Origin of the sequence: Terrimonas alba, assembly GCF_042434975.1 — a bacterium.
In the GTDB taxonomy this organism is placed as follows: domain Bacteria; phylum Bacteroidota; class Bacteroidia; order Chitinophagales; family Chitinophagaceae; genus Terrimonas_B; species Terrimonas_B alba.
On record NZ_JBHMQM010000009.1, the window covers coordinates 208,016 to 222,240 of the forward strand.

Sequence of the window (14,225 nt, forward strand, 5' to 3'; positions counted from 1 at the left end):
TCAGCAAAGGCTTATAATAAAAAGCATCAGAGAAGCTTTAAAATCTTCTTAAATTGATTTTCTCTTGAATAATTTAAAATTTTATCAAGTTCTCCATTAAAACTTACAGATCCTGTGTTTTGCCATTCATTATACCAATTTAATATTACTTTATAGGCTTCTTCGGCATTAGGTGGAGAAAAGCCTGCACCTGTTTCATTGAGGAGCGCTTCAATAACATCATTATCACTTGGAATTAATAATACAGGTTTGCGTAAACCCAAATATTCGAAAACCTTAGTAGTTAAGGCTCCTTTATAATTATCATAGCCAGCTAACATTAAAACATGGGATTTTGCTCCAATTTGAAGGGCTTCATTTTGCGGCATTCTATCCGTAATCAATAAATTCTCCGCAGGAATGAGACGTGCGAATTCATTTGCTACAGAAGGGTTAATCGTTAAACCTATAAAATTAAATTTGAGCTTGTATTTATCAGGTTTATCAAAAAGCAAAACAAATAATTTTTTCATTTCATCCAAATTAGCATCCTTATGAAGGGATCCTAAAACGCTGATGGTGAAATTGTCTTTATATGTATCTTCTTCAATTTGCAGCAGTTCCTCATTAAATCCGTTTGTAAGTGTGACAGCGTTAATTCGAAATGTTTTATTGATATACTCGGTAATAACCGGAGAAGCTGTTACAACTGCTTTAGTTTGGGAAAGCCATTTCTTAAAATAATATAAAACGAGTTGATGGGTTATTAAATTGCTAATTGAGAACGGAGGATTTTTTTTCAATATAATGTCATTCTGAAAATCACGGATGTCCAGTAAAAGTGGAATATTATTGAGTTTCCCAACTTTGTATGCAGTTTTCAAAATCGAATTAGGAGGAATAGAAACCAATATAAAATCAAAATGATCATTCTTGCATAAATTCAAAACATAATTTTCAAATTGATCATAAGCTAATTCATAATTGAAATTGCCTCTTAAGTGTTCTTTAAGTGTGTTGAACTTTGTAATTCTTGGATACTCATATCTTTTATAAGGCAGATAATGGACGGCAATATTATTTGTGTTGACTATCTGAGCGGAAGTAATGTTCGAATCCAGCTGATCTTTCCAGTTTTTTTCCCTGCCTGTCCATTGCCTGGTTACTACAGTTACCGAATATCCATTCGCGGCGAAATTTTTTGCAAATGACCCTGGACGATTTGCTCCAGTTGCATTGGCAGGTGGGTAATAATAAGTTAAAAATAAAATCTTTTTCATTGGAACGCTTTTATGAATAATATACATAAAGTCATTTCATAACTGCTCTCTTTGCTTCCATTAGAGTGAGCAATAAGTTAATAATAATTAATTATCCAAATGCTTTATTATTCTTGCGGGAACTCCCCCAATTACAACATTGTCAGGGAAGGATTTATTAACAACAGCATTTGCGGCTACTGTAACATTATTACCCAGTTTAACGCCAGGCAGGATAACTACACCCGTAGCAAGCCAACAGTTCCTGCCAATGCTTATACTGCTACGATGATACTTACATCTATCGAGCAAATCATGATTACCTGTTACAATAGTTATGTTGGGAGCCCAAAGTGTGCCTTTTCCAATATATAGATCAGTGCCTTCATGAACCTGAATATAGCAGCCGCCTGAAACAGCCAGACTGGTAATAACAGAAGTAGAATTATCTTCTATTACTAATCTGCCTGCCGCACCTCCCAATTTGCTGGTGTAGTGAACAGAATATGGATACCGGTTATTTACCCCAAAAATTCTGCCTACTATAAAATTCAATAATACAATTCTCTTAAAAGAAAGAATCCTCATTGTTCTTTTTTCTACCTTATTGAAAAAGAAAAATGAAAATAGCGTTAGTATAAACCTTGTCATTAGCAGGTGAATAAAAATAAGTTAAAAACAAAATCTCTTTCACTGAAACTCGTTGCTAATAATATCTACGATTTCAAATGATGCATTTCCATCCCCAAAAATATCCGGGTCATAGTTACCTGGCTCGGAAATTATGGCTTTGTTTAGTGTTGTCAAATCATGGAAAATTATTGAATTCCAACCGTTCTTTAATGTATCAACCCACTCTGTTTCAGTCCGGATCGTCACACATTTTTTCTGCAGCGCATAAGCTTCTTTCTGCATACCCCCGCTATCCGTTATTACACACAATGAAAATTTTTGCAGACTAATACTTTCCAGATACCCAACCGGGTCTTTGAAGATTATATTGCCGAATTCATTTTTATTAATCGCAAATTTTTCCATTCGTGCATAAGTCCGGGGGTGAAGACTTAAGATAACCTTATAACTTAAACTATCTAAGGCAGATAAAACATTTCTTAACCGAATAGGATCATCTGTATTATATGGTCTGTGGATAGTTGCAAAACAATATGGAAATGTAAAAGCATTTTGAAGGAATGGCTCTATCAACTTAATCATATCAATCATAACATCTCCTGTTACGTATACTTTGCCAGGAACATTGTCCCTAATTAAATTTTCATTAGCTTCTTTATTTGGGCAAAATAATAACCATGCGAAACGGTCGGCAATGATCCGATTTATTTCTTCAGGCATTTCCATATTAAAGCTCCGTAATCCAGCTTCAATATGAATAATGGGTATGCTCAATTTTACAGCCACAAGAACCCCAGCCAGGGTAGAATTTGTATCTCCATATACTAAAACTGCATCAGGCTTCTCTTTAATGATAATTTCTTCAAGTTTGTTCATCATTTCTCCAGTTTGAGCGCCTTGCCCAACGGTATGAGTTAAACTTAAGGAATAAGAGGGAGGTGCCATTTTAAGTTCTTCAAAAAAAATATCGCTCAATTTAGGATCATAATGTTGCCCGGTATGAACTGTAACTGAATTGAATTTTCTTGTCAACTCTCTATCCAATGCACAATGTTTGATAAACTGAGGCCTTGCACCAATTATTGAAATAATCTTCTTCATTTTTACGCTGATAACTATTTGAAAAATTTTTGCTCAAAAGAAATAAGTTCTACCGTCTTTATTAATTTCTCTTTTGTTAACCTGATTAATTTATTTTTATTTAGCTAAGATCGCATTCAGGTGCAAATGAATTTTGAAATTTTATTTATCGATAGATTTTTTCTTTTTCGTAAAGAGGTCAAAAAAAAATCATCACCAATTATATTGTACCGTCTGCACCTGCATCATCAAAATCTAGAACATCTTGGTCTTTAATAGATTCTGTATATAAGCTATTTATTTATTTATTTTGATAAGAATGAATTGCATCACACTAAAAATAACTTTAGTAATTGCATTTACATTTTGTTTGTAATAATTAAATGCTTCATCGACTTGAAATCTATCATTTTCAGATTGAACCTTATGTATAGAATTTTTAAGTATATAATATCTTTCAAATAAATTTTTGTAAATCCTTATGTTTCCTGTCGAATGAGACCTAAAAATGTCTACAAATTTCCCCAATGCTACCGCTTTATTTTTAACATTGGATGCGCCCTGATATATTCCTCCTGAGTGTACACGATAAACTGCGCTATAGCTATTTAAAACAATTCCTTTCCCTTTGCTTAATAAGATTTGAAATAAAACTGTATCACAGAAATAACGATATGCTTTAATTTCATCATAATTTAATATGTTTCTAAATACAGTAGTTAATGTCCGGGCAAGGTTATATTGCTTAACATTTTTAATGCTTTTATAATCAATAAATTTGTTCACGTGATAATCTTTTTGAAATAATTCTGTATGCTTATCATCATAAACATTTTCTGCTTGAATATATCTATGGGCCAGCGTCCAGCATATTGAAACATCGGAATTACTTTCTAAAAAATCAACTTGTTTTTGGAGCTTATATGGATCAATCCAATAGTCATCGCCTTCGCAAAGTGCTATATATTTTCCTTTACATGACTCTTGAGCTAAAATAAAATTGGCAGTCATGCCAATATTTTTTTCATTCAAAATTAATTTGATCTTTTTTGGAAATTTTGCTTTGTACTCCTTCAAAATTTCTCGAGTTTTATCAGTTGAATAGTCGTCACTTATTACAATTTCAAAATCATCAAATTCCTGCATTAAAAATCCATCCAACGCCTGTTTCAAAAATTTCTCATGATTATAAGTAATACAACAAATGCTAGCTTTCATTATTTTTTTGGTTTAGCTGGTATCCCCATAACTTTTTGTAAAGGTTTCACACTTTTTGTAACTATTGATCCAGCACCAATTATACTATTATCTCCGATATTCAAACCAGGGAAAATAATGGCGCCCGTTCCAATAAATACATTATTCCCAATAGTACTATTTCCCAAAATCTTTACTGTGGGCGCAATTTCACAGAAGTTTCCAATTGTCGAATTGTGGGTTATTAAAACTCCGATATTAATTAATGTTCCTTTACCAATAGTCACAGTACTTTCGATTATTGAATTGGCTAATATACATGTACCTTCTCCAATTAATACATTAAAAGCACCAATTATGGCATCCTTTGAAACAACAGTATGTGGTATACCTCCCCATCCTCTGAATTTATAATATAAATTTTCTCGATTACTTGGGCCACCCAAACCTAATACAAATCTTTTATCATAGGATTTAGTAAGATGCAATTGAATTGCTGATTCCCTTCGAATTATTTCATAATTATCTAGAAATTTTTCAGGCAAATCAAAGGTGATATTATCATAAAAGACTAGGTTCTTTGTTTCATTCAACCTAAATAATACGTCATGTAATTGAATTGCGAAACCTTTAGCACCTACAACTATCATACAGAAACGGCATGTTTTAGTAAACTCAAAATTTCTTCTACTTGAATTACACTCAAATCATGATATAAAGGCAAACACAAAATTCTCGAAGAAATATCCTCTGATACTTTACAAGATTTCCTATTAACAATAAAAGGCAAGGTGTTTAATGAAGGATAAAAATAACGGCGGGGATATATCGAACTTTGAATAAGACGGTCACGTGTTTCTAAAAGCTCTTTTTCTGAATTGAATAAAACAGGATAATAACTATAATTGTAATTAAAGTCACTTTTTTCAAAATGAGGTCTTGTTAAACCGATTGTTTTAAGACCCTCATCATATTGAATACTAATTTTTCTCCGGGATTCAACTATTGATTGGAAATCCTCTAAAACACACAAACCCATAGCGGCATGAAATTCAGAATTTTTGCCATTTATTCCTACTGAATAATAATTATCATACTCATGACCAAATTGCCTGTATAATTGAATCTTTCTTGCCGTTTCATCATCGTTTGTTATTATACAGCCGCCTTCAACGCTATGAAAAATTTTAGTTGCATGAAAACTACATGTGCTGATATCTCCATAACCTAAGAGAGATTTCCCATTATAATGACACCCAAATGCATGTGCGCCGTCATAAATAACTTTTAAATTATGTTTAAGAGCTATACTTTCAATTTTATCAATGTTGCACGGATATCCATAAACATGAGTTGCTAATATTGCCTGGGTTTTAGAAGTAATTGATGCCTCAATCTTATCGGGGTCAATGCAAAATGTATTCGGGTCTATATCAACAAAAACAGGTGTTGCCCCTTCCCATAGAATTGCATTGGTAGTAGCTACATATGAAAAAGGAGTAGTTATAACTTCACCATTTATACTATACGCTTTAAGAGCCATCTGTAAAACTATGGTGCCATTACCACAAAAGAAGAGATGTCTAACACCAAGGTAATCTTTTAATCTATGCTCAAGTTCTTGAACAAGTTCACCATTATTTGTAATCCAAGCTTTATCCCAGGATTTTTTTAAAATACTGGTATATTTTTCAAACTCAGGTAAATATGTTTTCGTTACATATATCATGGTTTACAGTAATTAAATTTTTTTATTTGAAATATTTAAAATTGGAAATATATTTTGTAATAATTTTTTAAACCCTTCGTACGGCGATAACTTAAAGAAGGCAGCCAAACCGAAATAAACAATTATAAAGAAAATACATGTGATAATAATAATCGCTGGATCTGGAAGCAACACGTGTTTTATTGACAAATAAATAAATAACCAGCTAATTATTCCGGAAATAATAGCTAGTAAAATAATAGGAAGGATGTCTTTGATTTGATCATAAAGTGAATAATTAACTAATTTACCACTGTACATTGCATTTATCAGATAGGAAAAAATTGAAATTAAGATTTGTACATACAATAATCCATAAATACCAAAAGGTATACTACAAATAATTAAAATGGTCATCATAATCTTTTTGTAGATCTCTAATTTCAAAAATAAATCGGACCGCCCTTTTACTTTTAGAATATTAAGATTATATACATGTAATGGATGTAAAATACCTGCAATACAAAGAATCTGAAAATAGGGTACTGCAGGGATCCATTTTTCTGTTAATATCCATCGAAAAGCAGGTTCTGCGATTAAACTTAAAATGATCATTAAAGGTGCAATTATAAACAAGACTTGCATTAAAATTTGCTTAAAAACTAGTTTTAAACGCACAGGGTTATCCTGAATGTTAACAAACATAGGATAAGTGACTTTCCCGAGAGCTGTTGAAATTGAGTCTTGAGTAATATTTCTGAATGTAACTGCTCGATCATAATACCCAAGTTGAGTAATATTGAAAAATTTACCAATCAACACACTGTAACTATTTTTAAATAATATATCTAATAATCCGGAAAGAGTTAATTTATAACCAAAGTGAAAATGATATTTAAGTTTTTTCAAATCGAAAATAAAATCAGGAGTCCATTTTGAAAAACTCCAATGCAATAAAGTCCAAATTATTGATCTAATTAAATACATCCAAACCAATGACCAAACACCATATCCATTATATGCCAAATACAGGCCAACAAAAGAGCCTAATATTATTGAAGGCAACTCTAATATCATTTGTAGTTTAAACTTCATTTCCTTAATCAACTTAGTAATTTGTACGGCATTTAATGCTTGTATAATTATAATTAAAGAATAAACTCTAATTATTGAGGTTAGTTGTGGTTGCTCATAAAATCGGCTTACTAATGGTGCAGAAAAATATATAATTATATATAAAAAAAAACTAACAAAAATATTAATAAAAAAAACGGTTGAGTAGTCACGTTGGTCTATTTTATTATCTCTTATTAGAGAATTTGTCATACCACTGTCAACTAAACTTTTACTTAATGCAATAAAAATTTGTAACATAGCAATTAAACCAAAAGATTCAGGCACTAATAATCTTGCTAAAAAAATTTGTACAATTAGGGAAATTAGTTGTCCACTAAATTGTTGACCCAAGGTCCAGAATAAACCTTGAATTGTTTTTTGTTTCAAACTCATGAAAGTGGTATCAATATATACTTTACTTTGGGTGAAAGATTAATCAGCAGTCTTTAAATTGTAACTCGGTTTATTATCCAATTTCATAAAACCGTCAATAGAATTAATTTTTCACCGTCCGGAATCGACTAAACAATTCCTAAAACTTTTCTTTATTTACTTTCTTTATCATCTCCAAACCCAATCTTCGCTTTCTAGTCCAGAGAATGGAGATAAGAAATGTTCATAAGTTTCGGGATATGCGATCGGGTTTAGAGGTAATGAAAACCAGTTCGCCAAAGTTATGCTTATCTATAAGGCTACTCAAAAAAATCATAAGCTTCTCTCACTTTAAGCTATTTCTAATTGAATGCACCAATTGAATAGCTTTACTTGTTTCGGAAATCCGAAACCCTTTTCCGTTTAATATTGCCTGGTAAGATTGCGTATGCAGTTCCGTAAAACCATCGCTGAATTCAAACTGGTCGCCATCGATATTCAAAGAACGATGAGTTCGCTTGCCAGCCGCTATAGCATCTGGCGGTAATGTTTTTGGATCAATGCTTAAGAACCAGGTGACATTTGCTTTTTCCAGTACCAGTTTTCCGGCAGCCGTATTGGCATCATGCTGGGTTACTTCATTTTCTTTTACATCACCAAAAATCCACATCAGCATATCAAAAAAGTGAACACCTATGTTGGTAGCTATACCCCCAGATTTTGCAATATCCCCTTTCCAACTGATATGATACCAATGGCCCCTGGAGGTAATGTAACGCAGATCAATATCATATTTTTTATCTGTTGGAGTGTTTTGCACTTTTTCTTTTAATGCAATAATGGCCGGATGCAAACGCAGCTGAAGGATGGTGTACACATGGTGGCCGGTTTCTATTTCCATATCCATGAGCCCATCCACGTTCCATGGATTTAAAACCAATGGTTTTTCACAGATCACATCTGCACCTGCACGTAAACCAAAACGAATATGAGAATCGTGCAGGTAATTGGGAGAGCATACCGATACATAATCTGTATGGATGCCCTGTCTTTTTAATTTATCAATATGCCGGTCGAATCTTTCAAACTCCGTGAAAAAATCAGTCTCGGGAAAATAATTGTCCAAAATCCCTACAGAATCATTTTTATCCAGGGCCGCAACCAGGTTATTTCCTGTGTCCTTAATCGCTTTCATATGCCTAGGTGCTATGTATCCACCAGCACCTATCAATACAAAATTTTTCATTTGTTTCTCGTTACTTTATTATTTATTAGTTGATATTGTTGTCCACTTTCTTTGCAAAAGGCAATCCCTTTTTCATCAAAGTTTAACCGCTCTCCAAATTCACTCATCCACCCTGTTTGGCGGGCCGGGTTACCTACCACCAATGCATATGCAGGAATGGGTCTGGTTACAACAGCGCCAGCACCAATGAAGGCATACTCACCAATTTCATTACCACATACTATGGTGGCATTGGCACCAATACTTGCACCCCTGCGAACATAAGTAGGTTTGTATTCACTTTTCCTGCTGACTGCACTGCGTGGATTGATCACATTCGTAAATACCATGGAAGGGCCAAGAAACACATCATCCTCACAAATAACGCCCTCATAAATGGAAACATTATTTTGTACCCTTACATTATTGCCCAATACAACTTTCGGAGATACTACTACATTTTGCCCTAAATTACAGTTCTCTCCTATAATACAGTTGCTCATCACATGACTAAAGTGCCAAATTTTGGTTCCGGCGCCTATGATGCATCCTTCGTCAATTACTGTTGTTTGATGTGCAAAATATTGCTTACTCATTTAAAAAATTCTTTGATAGTTGAAATGATATAATCAGCGGTTTCTTTGTCAAATTCCGTGTGAATCGGTATTGATATCACTTCCTGGCAGAGCTGTTCAGTAACGGGTAAAGTAAAGCCTGCCGGCACATAGCTACTAAACGCATCTTGTCTATATAACGGCAACGGATAATAAATCATACTTGGAATTTTTTTACTTGAAAGGTATTCCTGCAACTCATCTCTTTTTCCATCTTTTACCTTTAACGTATATTGATGAAAAACATGAGTTGATCGATTTGCTCTGACAGGGATTTGCAAACCTTTTGTTCCTGCAAGATTCTCATCGTAATAGGAAGCCATTTTATTTCTTGCAGCGCTATATTCATCCAGGTATTTGAGCTTTATTGTTAGTACTTCAGCTTGCAACGTATCGAGTCGGGAATTGCAACCCAATACTTTATGATAATATTTTTTTTCCTGGCCATGGTTAGCGATCATCCTGATTTTTACTGCGAGTTCATTATCATCGGTCATCAACGCCCCACCATCGCCGTAGCATCCCAGATTCTTTGAGGGAAAAAATGAAGTGCAGCCAATATGTCCAATAGTGCCGGCTTTTTTAATCGCTCCATTTGTAAAAGTATAATCAGCCCCTATAGCTTGTGCATTATCCTCTATTACATACAGGTTGTATTTTTTAGCGAAATTCATGACATGTTCCATGTCCGCGGTTTGCCCGTACAAATGTACCGGCACAATAGCCTTTGTATTTGGAGTCAGAACATTTTCCAACCCACTCATTTCTATGTTAAAAGTCTCAGTGTTTACATCAACCATGACCGGCTTTAATCCAAGTAAACCTATGACCTCTGCGGTAGCAACATAGGTAAAAGCGGGACAGATTACCTCATCACCTGGCTTTAAATCCAGGGCCATCATGGCGATCTGTAATGCATCTGTTCCATTCGCGCATGGAATTACATGCTTTACGTCTAAGTATGCTTCAAAATCCTTCTGGAAAGTAGTAACTGCAGGACCATTAATGAATGTTGCATTGCTTAGGCACTCCAAGATATTTTTATCGATCTCTGCTTTTATTTTTTCATATTGACCCTTTAGGTCGACCATTTGAATTTTGTTCATTTTTAAGTACCCCTTTTTAAAAAACTTTTTTTAAATACTCTCCGTAACCACTTTTCTTCAAACTCTCCGCCAGACCTTTCAATTGATCCTTGGTAATAAATTCATTCCGGTAGGCCACCTCCTCAATGCACCCAATTTTAGTTCCCTGCCTTTTCTCTATCACCCGCACAAATTCACTGGCATCGCTAAGCGAATCAAAGGTACCGGTATCCAGCCAGGCTGTGCCGCGGTCCAGCACCGCAACTTTCAATTTTCCCTGCTGCAGGTATTCTTTATTGACATCGGTAATTTCATATTCACCCCGCGGTGACGGTTTCAGCTCCTTCGCAATTTTCACCACTGCGTTATCATAAAAATATAAACCCGGTACCGCATAATTTGATTTTGGTTGTGCCGGTTTCTCTTCAATACTGATAGCTTTCATCTCCCCATCAAACTCTACTACTCCGTAACGCTCCGGGTCGCTGACCTGGTAGGCAAATACATAACCCCCCTCAATATCATTCAAAGTCTTCAACTGTCTTCCCAGCCCCGCACCATAAAAAATATTGTCCCCAAGCACCAGGGCCACTTTGTCATCACCGATAAAATCAGCGCCGATCACAAAAGCCTGCGCCAGCCCGTTGGGCACTTCCTGTATGGCATACTCAAAGCGGCAACCCACCTGTGACCCGTCACCCAATAAACGTTTGAACGACGCATTATCTTCAGGCGTGGTGATGATGAGTATCTCTTTAATGCCTGCCATCATCAGGGTAGATAGCGGGTAATAGATCATCGGCTTATCATAGATGGGCATCAGTTGCTTACTGATCGCCCTGGTAATCGGGTAAAGACGTGTACCGGATCCGCCGGCTAGAATTATTCCCTTCATTAAATTGATTAGCGTTTAGAGTTTAAGGTTTAGTTGCTTTTGCCAGTTGAGCGTTTCTCAATGCTGCTACTTTTGCCGTCACTGTTTCAATTTGATTTCGACCTTCCGTCAGCATTTCGTCGGAAAGAAATCCTAAATCATTCGCGATGATCAGTTGATTTAAAATTTCCGTAAGACTGCTATAAGCGATTTGCGAAAAATGAGCCTGGTCTTTAAAGGATGTTCTGCTACTGCCTTCTGCCAGGTTTGAGACAACCGACACGGCAGCCCGTCGCAGTTGCATCACCAGTCCGAACTTTTCATCGGCCGGAAAGAAGGAACTTGTTTTATAAATCCATTTCACCAACAATCTCGCATCCTTCCATACCTGTAATTTTTCGAATGAATAAATATGCATAGGAAATACGAGTTTATGGTTTAGTGTTTAGTGGTAATGTGGCTTTGAGATTAATTTACTGAAGCATTTTCTAAATTCTAACCTTCCATCTCTGCTAAACTACTAAACGCTCAACCCTAAACTCTCCCCCGCTCCGCATACTGCTTCTCATAATACCCCTGGTATTCCCCACTGGTCACATGCTTCAGCCATTCTGTGTTTTCTAAATACCAATCAATGGTCTGCGCAAGGCCTTCTTCAAAAGTTACCGAAGGTTTCCAGCCCAATTCCTTATTGATCTTGCTGGCGTCAATGGCATAACGGCGGTCATGGCCGGGACGATCTTTTACATAGGTGATCAGTTGCTCACTGGTGCCGGCAGAGTGACCAAGCTTTTCATCCATTAGCTTGCACAGCAGCTTTACCAGGTCGATATTAGTCCACTCATTAAAGCCGCCGATATTATAGGTGTCATGGGTTTTACCCTCATGAAATACGAGGTCAATCGCTGTCGCATGATCCTTAACAAATAACCAGTCCCTGGTGTAAAGTCCGTCGCCATAAACCGGCAAGGGCTTTTTCGTGATGATATTATTGATAAAAAGCGGAATCAGTTTTTCAGGGAAATGGTGGGGGCCGTAATTGTTAGAGCAATTGCTGATCACGGTGGGTAACCCATAGGTGTCTGCATAAGCTCGTACAAAATGGTCGCTGGCCGCTTTGGATGCACTGTAGGGCGAATGTGGATCATATTTCGTTTGCTCGGTAAAAAAACCGGTGCTGCCTAAGGCGCCATATACCTCGTCAGTGGAAACATGATAAAACAATTTACCCGTATAGTCATCTTTCCAAAAATGTTTCGCCGTGTTCAGCAGGTTTACTGTACCAATTACGTTGGTATAAACAAAGTCGAGCGGCGAAAGGATGGAACGGTCCACATGCGACTCTGCGGCGAGATGTATAATGCCATCGGGTTGATGGAGCACAAAAATTCTTTCCAGGCTGTCCGCATCCAGTATATTGGCCTTTTCAAAATAATAATTGGGGGCTGATTCTATATCCCGGAGATTCTCCAGGTTGCCCGCATACGTCAGCGCATCTAAATTGATGATCTTATAGTCCGGGTATTTTGTAACAAATAAACGAACGACATGCGAACCGATAAAACCGGCTCCCCCTGTTATGATAATGGTTTTTGACATTTAAGATTAAGGTTAAAGCTAAGATTAAGAATAAGGTTGAGGTTAAGATGAAATACCTTTTATTATTTTATTTAGCCCTTCTATTACAAGCAGGCATTTTTGTTGAATTGGATGAATTTGCTCCATATTAAAATATCCGGCCGTTTTTCCACTGAACAAATGACTACGAACTTCATGAGCACTACCCCTGGAATAATAATAAAAATTGATCTTGTCTTTAATATGTCCGCGACCAAAACCTTCAGCAATATTGCCGGTAATACTTACTGCGGCATCTCGTAATTATGAACAGAGAGCATAGTCCTATCTTTTAGGAAGGGTTTCTGTTAGCTTATATATTTCAGCAACAACCTGATCCCCCAATTGCCAAACAGGCATCTCAGCAAAATCATTATATGCCATTTCTCCCTTTTAATTTTTACTCAATCTCAACCTCAGTCTCAACCTCATCCTTATTCCTTCGTCAGCCTAAACCTCCCTCTTCTTTATACCATCTAAAGGTCGTTCTTAATCCTTCTTTTACAGATACAGACGGATCGTAACCTAAAATAGTCTTTGCTTTTGAAATATCGGCAAGGCTATGTTTGACATCTCCCGCCCGGTCAGGGCCATGATGAGGCATCAACTCGCTTTTAGCTTCTTCTTTTAATGCATCAAAAAGCTGCAACAAAGAAGTCTGTTCGCCACAGGCGATATTATAAACCTGGTTTACGGCTTCCTTATTATCGGTAAACAATGCGGCTATATTGGCCTGTACAGCATTTGACACAAATGTAAAATCGCGGCTATGGCTGCCATCCCCGTTAATTACAGGCGCCTTATTTTCAAGCAATGCTTTCGCAAATAAAGGTATCACCGCAGCATAAGCACCCTGGGGGTTTTGACGGGGGCCAAAAATGTTGAAATAACGCAGCCCGATAAATTCCATTCCATAGAGATTGCCGTACACTTTGGCATACAATTCATTCACCAGTTTGGTAACAGCATAGGGTGATAACGGGTTACCGGTTTTGTCTTCTACTTTCGGCAAACCGGGATGATCCCCATAGGTGGAGGAACTCGCAGCATACACCACTCTTTTTATATTTTTTTCTTTAGCCGCCGTAAAAATATTCAGGGTGCCGGTGATATTGACCTCGTTGGTTGTCAACGGGTCGTTGATGGAACGGGGAACAGAACCCAGGGCTGCCTGGTGAGTGATGGCGTCGATTCCTTCACAAGCCTGCAGGCAGGTTTGATAATTCCTGATATCGCCTTCTATAAATTCAAATTTGGGATTCGAAGAGAAGGAAGAAATATTTTTCAATGAACCGGTTGCTAAATTATCCAGTACCCGCACAAAACTAACTCTATCATCATTCAATAACCGTTCAACAAGGTTGGACCCAATAAAACCGGCACCACCTGTAACCAAAATTTTCATAGTCGTTATAAATCGATAAAAATTAAAAACACTTGTAATAACCGTTCACCCTCAACCTCAG

At 36.3% G+C, this 14,225-nt stretch carries 14 protein-coding genes and 1 pseudogene; all 15 read right to left on the bottom strand.

Annotated features, from left to right (window positions below):
- Nucleotides 1-26 precede the first annotated feature (26 nt).
- Nucleotides 27-1,259, bottom strand: coding sequence for a glycosyltransferase family protein (locus tag ACFEL9_RS23755; protein WP_385895226.1), 1,233 nt, complete (start codon nt 1,257-1,259; stop codon nt 27-29).
- 87 nt (nt 1,260-1,346) lie between these two features.
- Entirely contained in the window at nt 1,347-1,826 is a 480-nt protein-coding gene (locus ACFEL9_RS23760; protein ID WP_385895228.1) for an acyltransferase, read from the bottom strand.
- Between the two features lie 102 nt (nt 1,827-1,928).
- Nucleotides 1,929-2,972, bottom strand: a complete 1,044-nt coding sequence (gene wecB, locus ACFEL9_RS23765) for a non-hydrolyzing UDP-N-acetylglucosamine 2-epimerase (RefSeq protein WP_385895230.1) — start codon at nt 2,970-2,972, stop codon at nt 1,929-1,931.
- Between the two features lie 276 nt (nt 2,973-3,248).
- Nucleotides 3,249-4,169 (bottom strand): glycosyltransferase family 2 protein, encoded by a 921-nt coding sequence (locus ACFEL9_RS23770; protein WP_385895232.1) that lies wholly within the window; start codon nt 4,167-4,169, stop codon nt 3,249-3,251.
- Nucleotides 4,169-4,798, bottom strand: coding sequence for a NeuD/PglB/VioB family sugar acetyltransferase (locus ACFEL9_RS23775; protein WP_385895234.1), 630 nt, complete (start codon nt 4,796-4,798; stop codon nt 4,169-4,171). The genes ACFEL9_RS23770 and ACFEL9_RS23775 overlap by 1 nt, the downstream gene beginning before the upstream one ends.
- Entirely contained in the window at nt 4,795-5,877 is a 1,083-nt protein-coding gene (locus ACFEL9_RS23780) for a DegT/DnrJ/EryC1/StrS family aminotransferase (RefSeq protein WP_385895237.1), read from the bottom strand. Before ACFEL9_RS23780 ends, ACFEL9_RS23775 begins: the two co-directional genes overlap by 4 nt.
- A gap of 12 nt (nt 5,878-5,889) precedes the next feature.
- Nucleotides 5,890-7,365: a lipopolysaccharide biosynthesis protein gene (locus ACFEL9_RS23785; protein ID WP_385895239.1), complete on the bottom strand. Its 1,476-nt coding sequence runs from the start codon at nt 7,363-7,365 to the stop codon at nt 5,890-5,892.
- Between the two features lie 325 nt (nt 7,366-7,690).
- Nucleotides 7,691-8,590 (bottom strand): Gfo/Idh/MocA family oxidoreductase, encoded by a 900-nt coding sequence (locus tag ACFEL9_RS23790; protein ID WP_385895242.1) that lies wholly within the window; start codon nt 8,588-8,590, stop codon nt 7,691-7,693.
- The gene (locus ACFEL9_RS23795; protein ID WP_385895245.1) at nt 8,587-9,165 is read right to left on the bottom strand and encodes an acyltransferase; all 579 of its coding nucleotides are present in this window, start codon (nt 9,163-9,165) and stop codon (nt 8,587-8,589) included. Before ACFEL9_RS23795 ends, ACFEL9_RS23790 begins: the two co-directional genes overlap by 4 nt.
- A complete protein-coding gene (locus ACFEL9_RS23800) occupies nt 9,162-10,289 on the bottom strand; it encodes a DegT/DnrJ/EryC1/StrS family aminotransferase (protein WP_385895247.1) in 1,128 nt (375 codons plus the stop codon). Before ACFEL9_RS23800 ends, ACFEL9_RS23795 begins: the two co-directional genes overlap by 4 nt.
- A gap of 16 nt (nt 10,290-10,305) precedes the next feature.
- Nucleotides 10,306-11,163, bottom strand: a complete 858-nt coding sequence (gene rfbA, locus ACFEL9_RS23805) for a glucose-1-phosphate thymidylyltransferase RfbA (protein WP_385895249.1) — start codon at nt 11,161-11,163, stop codon at nt 10,306-10,308.
- Between the two features lie 22 nt (nt 11,164-11,185).
- Nucleotides 11,186-11,560: a four helix bundle protein gene (locus tag ACFEL9_RS23810; RefSeq protein ID WP_385895251.1), complete on the bottom strand. Its 375-nt coding sequence runs from the start codon at nt 11,558-11,560 to the stop codon at nt 11,186-11,188.
- A 116-nt stretch (nt 11,561-11,676) separates the two neighbouring features.
- Complete coding sequence (rfbB, locus tag ACFEL9_RS23815) at nt 11,677-12,741, bottom strand: dTDP-glucose 4,6-dehydratase (RefSeq protein ID WP_385895254.1); 1,065 nt, start codon at nt 12,739-12,741, stop codon at nt 11,677-11,679.
- 42 nt (nt 12,742-12,783) lie between these two features.
- Nucleotides 12,784-13,011 (bottom strand): annotated as a pseudogene (locus ACFEL9_RS23820) (four helix bundle protein); the annotation flags it as partial.
- Nucleotides 13,012-13,204: 193 nt separating this feature from the next.
- Entirely contained in the window at nt 13,205-14,164 is a 960-nt protein-coding gene (locus ACFEL9_RS23825) for an SDR family oxidoreductase (protein ID WP_385895257.1), read from the bottom strand.
- Between the last annotated feature and the right edge of the window lie 61 nt (nt 14,165-14,225).

What these genes read in the sequence shown, in the direction of transcription:
- ACFEL9_RS23775 (WP_385895234.1), bottom strand. Translation starts at nt 4,798, where the DNA reads ATGATAGTTGTAGGTGCTAAAGGTTTCGCAATTCAATTACATGACGTA.
- ACFEL9_RS23800 (WP_385895247.1), bottom strand. Translation starts at nt 10,289, where the DNA reads ATGAACAAAATTCAAATGGTCGACCTAAAGGGTCAATATGAAAAAATA.
- ACFEL9_RS23825 (WP_385895257.1), bottom strand. Translation starts at nt 14,164, where the DNA reads ATGAAAATTTTGGTTACAGGTGGTGCCGGTTTTATTGGGTCCAACCTT.
- ACFEL9_RS23795 (WP_385895245.1), bottom strand. Translation starts at nt 9,165, where the DNA reads ATGAGTAAGCAATATTTTGCACATCAAACAACAGTAATTGACGAAGGA.
- ACFEL9_RS23760 (WP_385895228.1), bottom strand. Translation starts at nt 1,826, where the DNA reads ATGAGGATTCTTTCTTTTAAGAGAATTGTATTATTGAATTTTATAGTA.
- wecB (WP_385895230.1), bottom strand. Translation starts at nt 2,972, where the DNA reads ATGAAGAAGATTATTTCAATAATTGGTGCAAGGCCTCAGTTTATCAAA.
- ACFEL9_RS23780 (WP_385895237.1), bottom strand. Translation starts at nt 5,877, where the DNA reads ATGATATATGTAACGAAAACATATTTACCTGAGTTTGAAAAATATACC.
- rfbB (WP_385895254.1), bottom strand. Translation starts at nt 12,741, where the DNA reads ATGTCAAAAACCATTATCATAACAGGGGGAGCCGGTTTTATCGGTTCG.
- ACFEL9_RS23810 (WP_385895251.1), bottom strand. Translation starts at nt 11,560, where the DNA reads ATGCATATTTATTCATTCGAAAAATTACAGGTATGGAAGGATGCGAGA.
- ACFEL9_RS23790 (WP_385895242.1), bottom strand. Translation starts at nt 8,590, where the DNA reads ATGAAAAATTTTGTATTGATAGGTGCTGGTGGATACATAGCACCTAGG.
- ACFEL9_RS23770 (WP_385895232.1), bottom strand. Translation starts at nt 4,169, where the DNA reads ATGAAAGCTAGCATTTGTTGTATTACTTATAATCATGAGAAATTTTTG.
- ACFEL9_RS23785 (WP_385895239.1), bottom strand. Translation starts at nt 7,365, where the DNA reads ATGAGTTTGAAACAAAAAACAATTCAAGGTTTATTCTGGACCTTGGGT.
- ACFEL9_RS23755 (WP_385895226.1), bottom strand. Translation starts at nt 1,259, where the DNA reads ATGAAAAAGATTTTATTTTTAACTTATTATTACCCACCTGCCAATGCA.
- rfbA (WP_385895249.1), bottom strand. Translation starts at nt 11,163, where the DNA reads ATGAAGGGAATAATTCTAGCCGGCGGATCCGGTACACGTCTTTACCCG.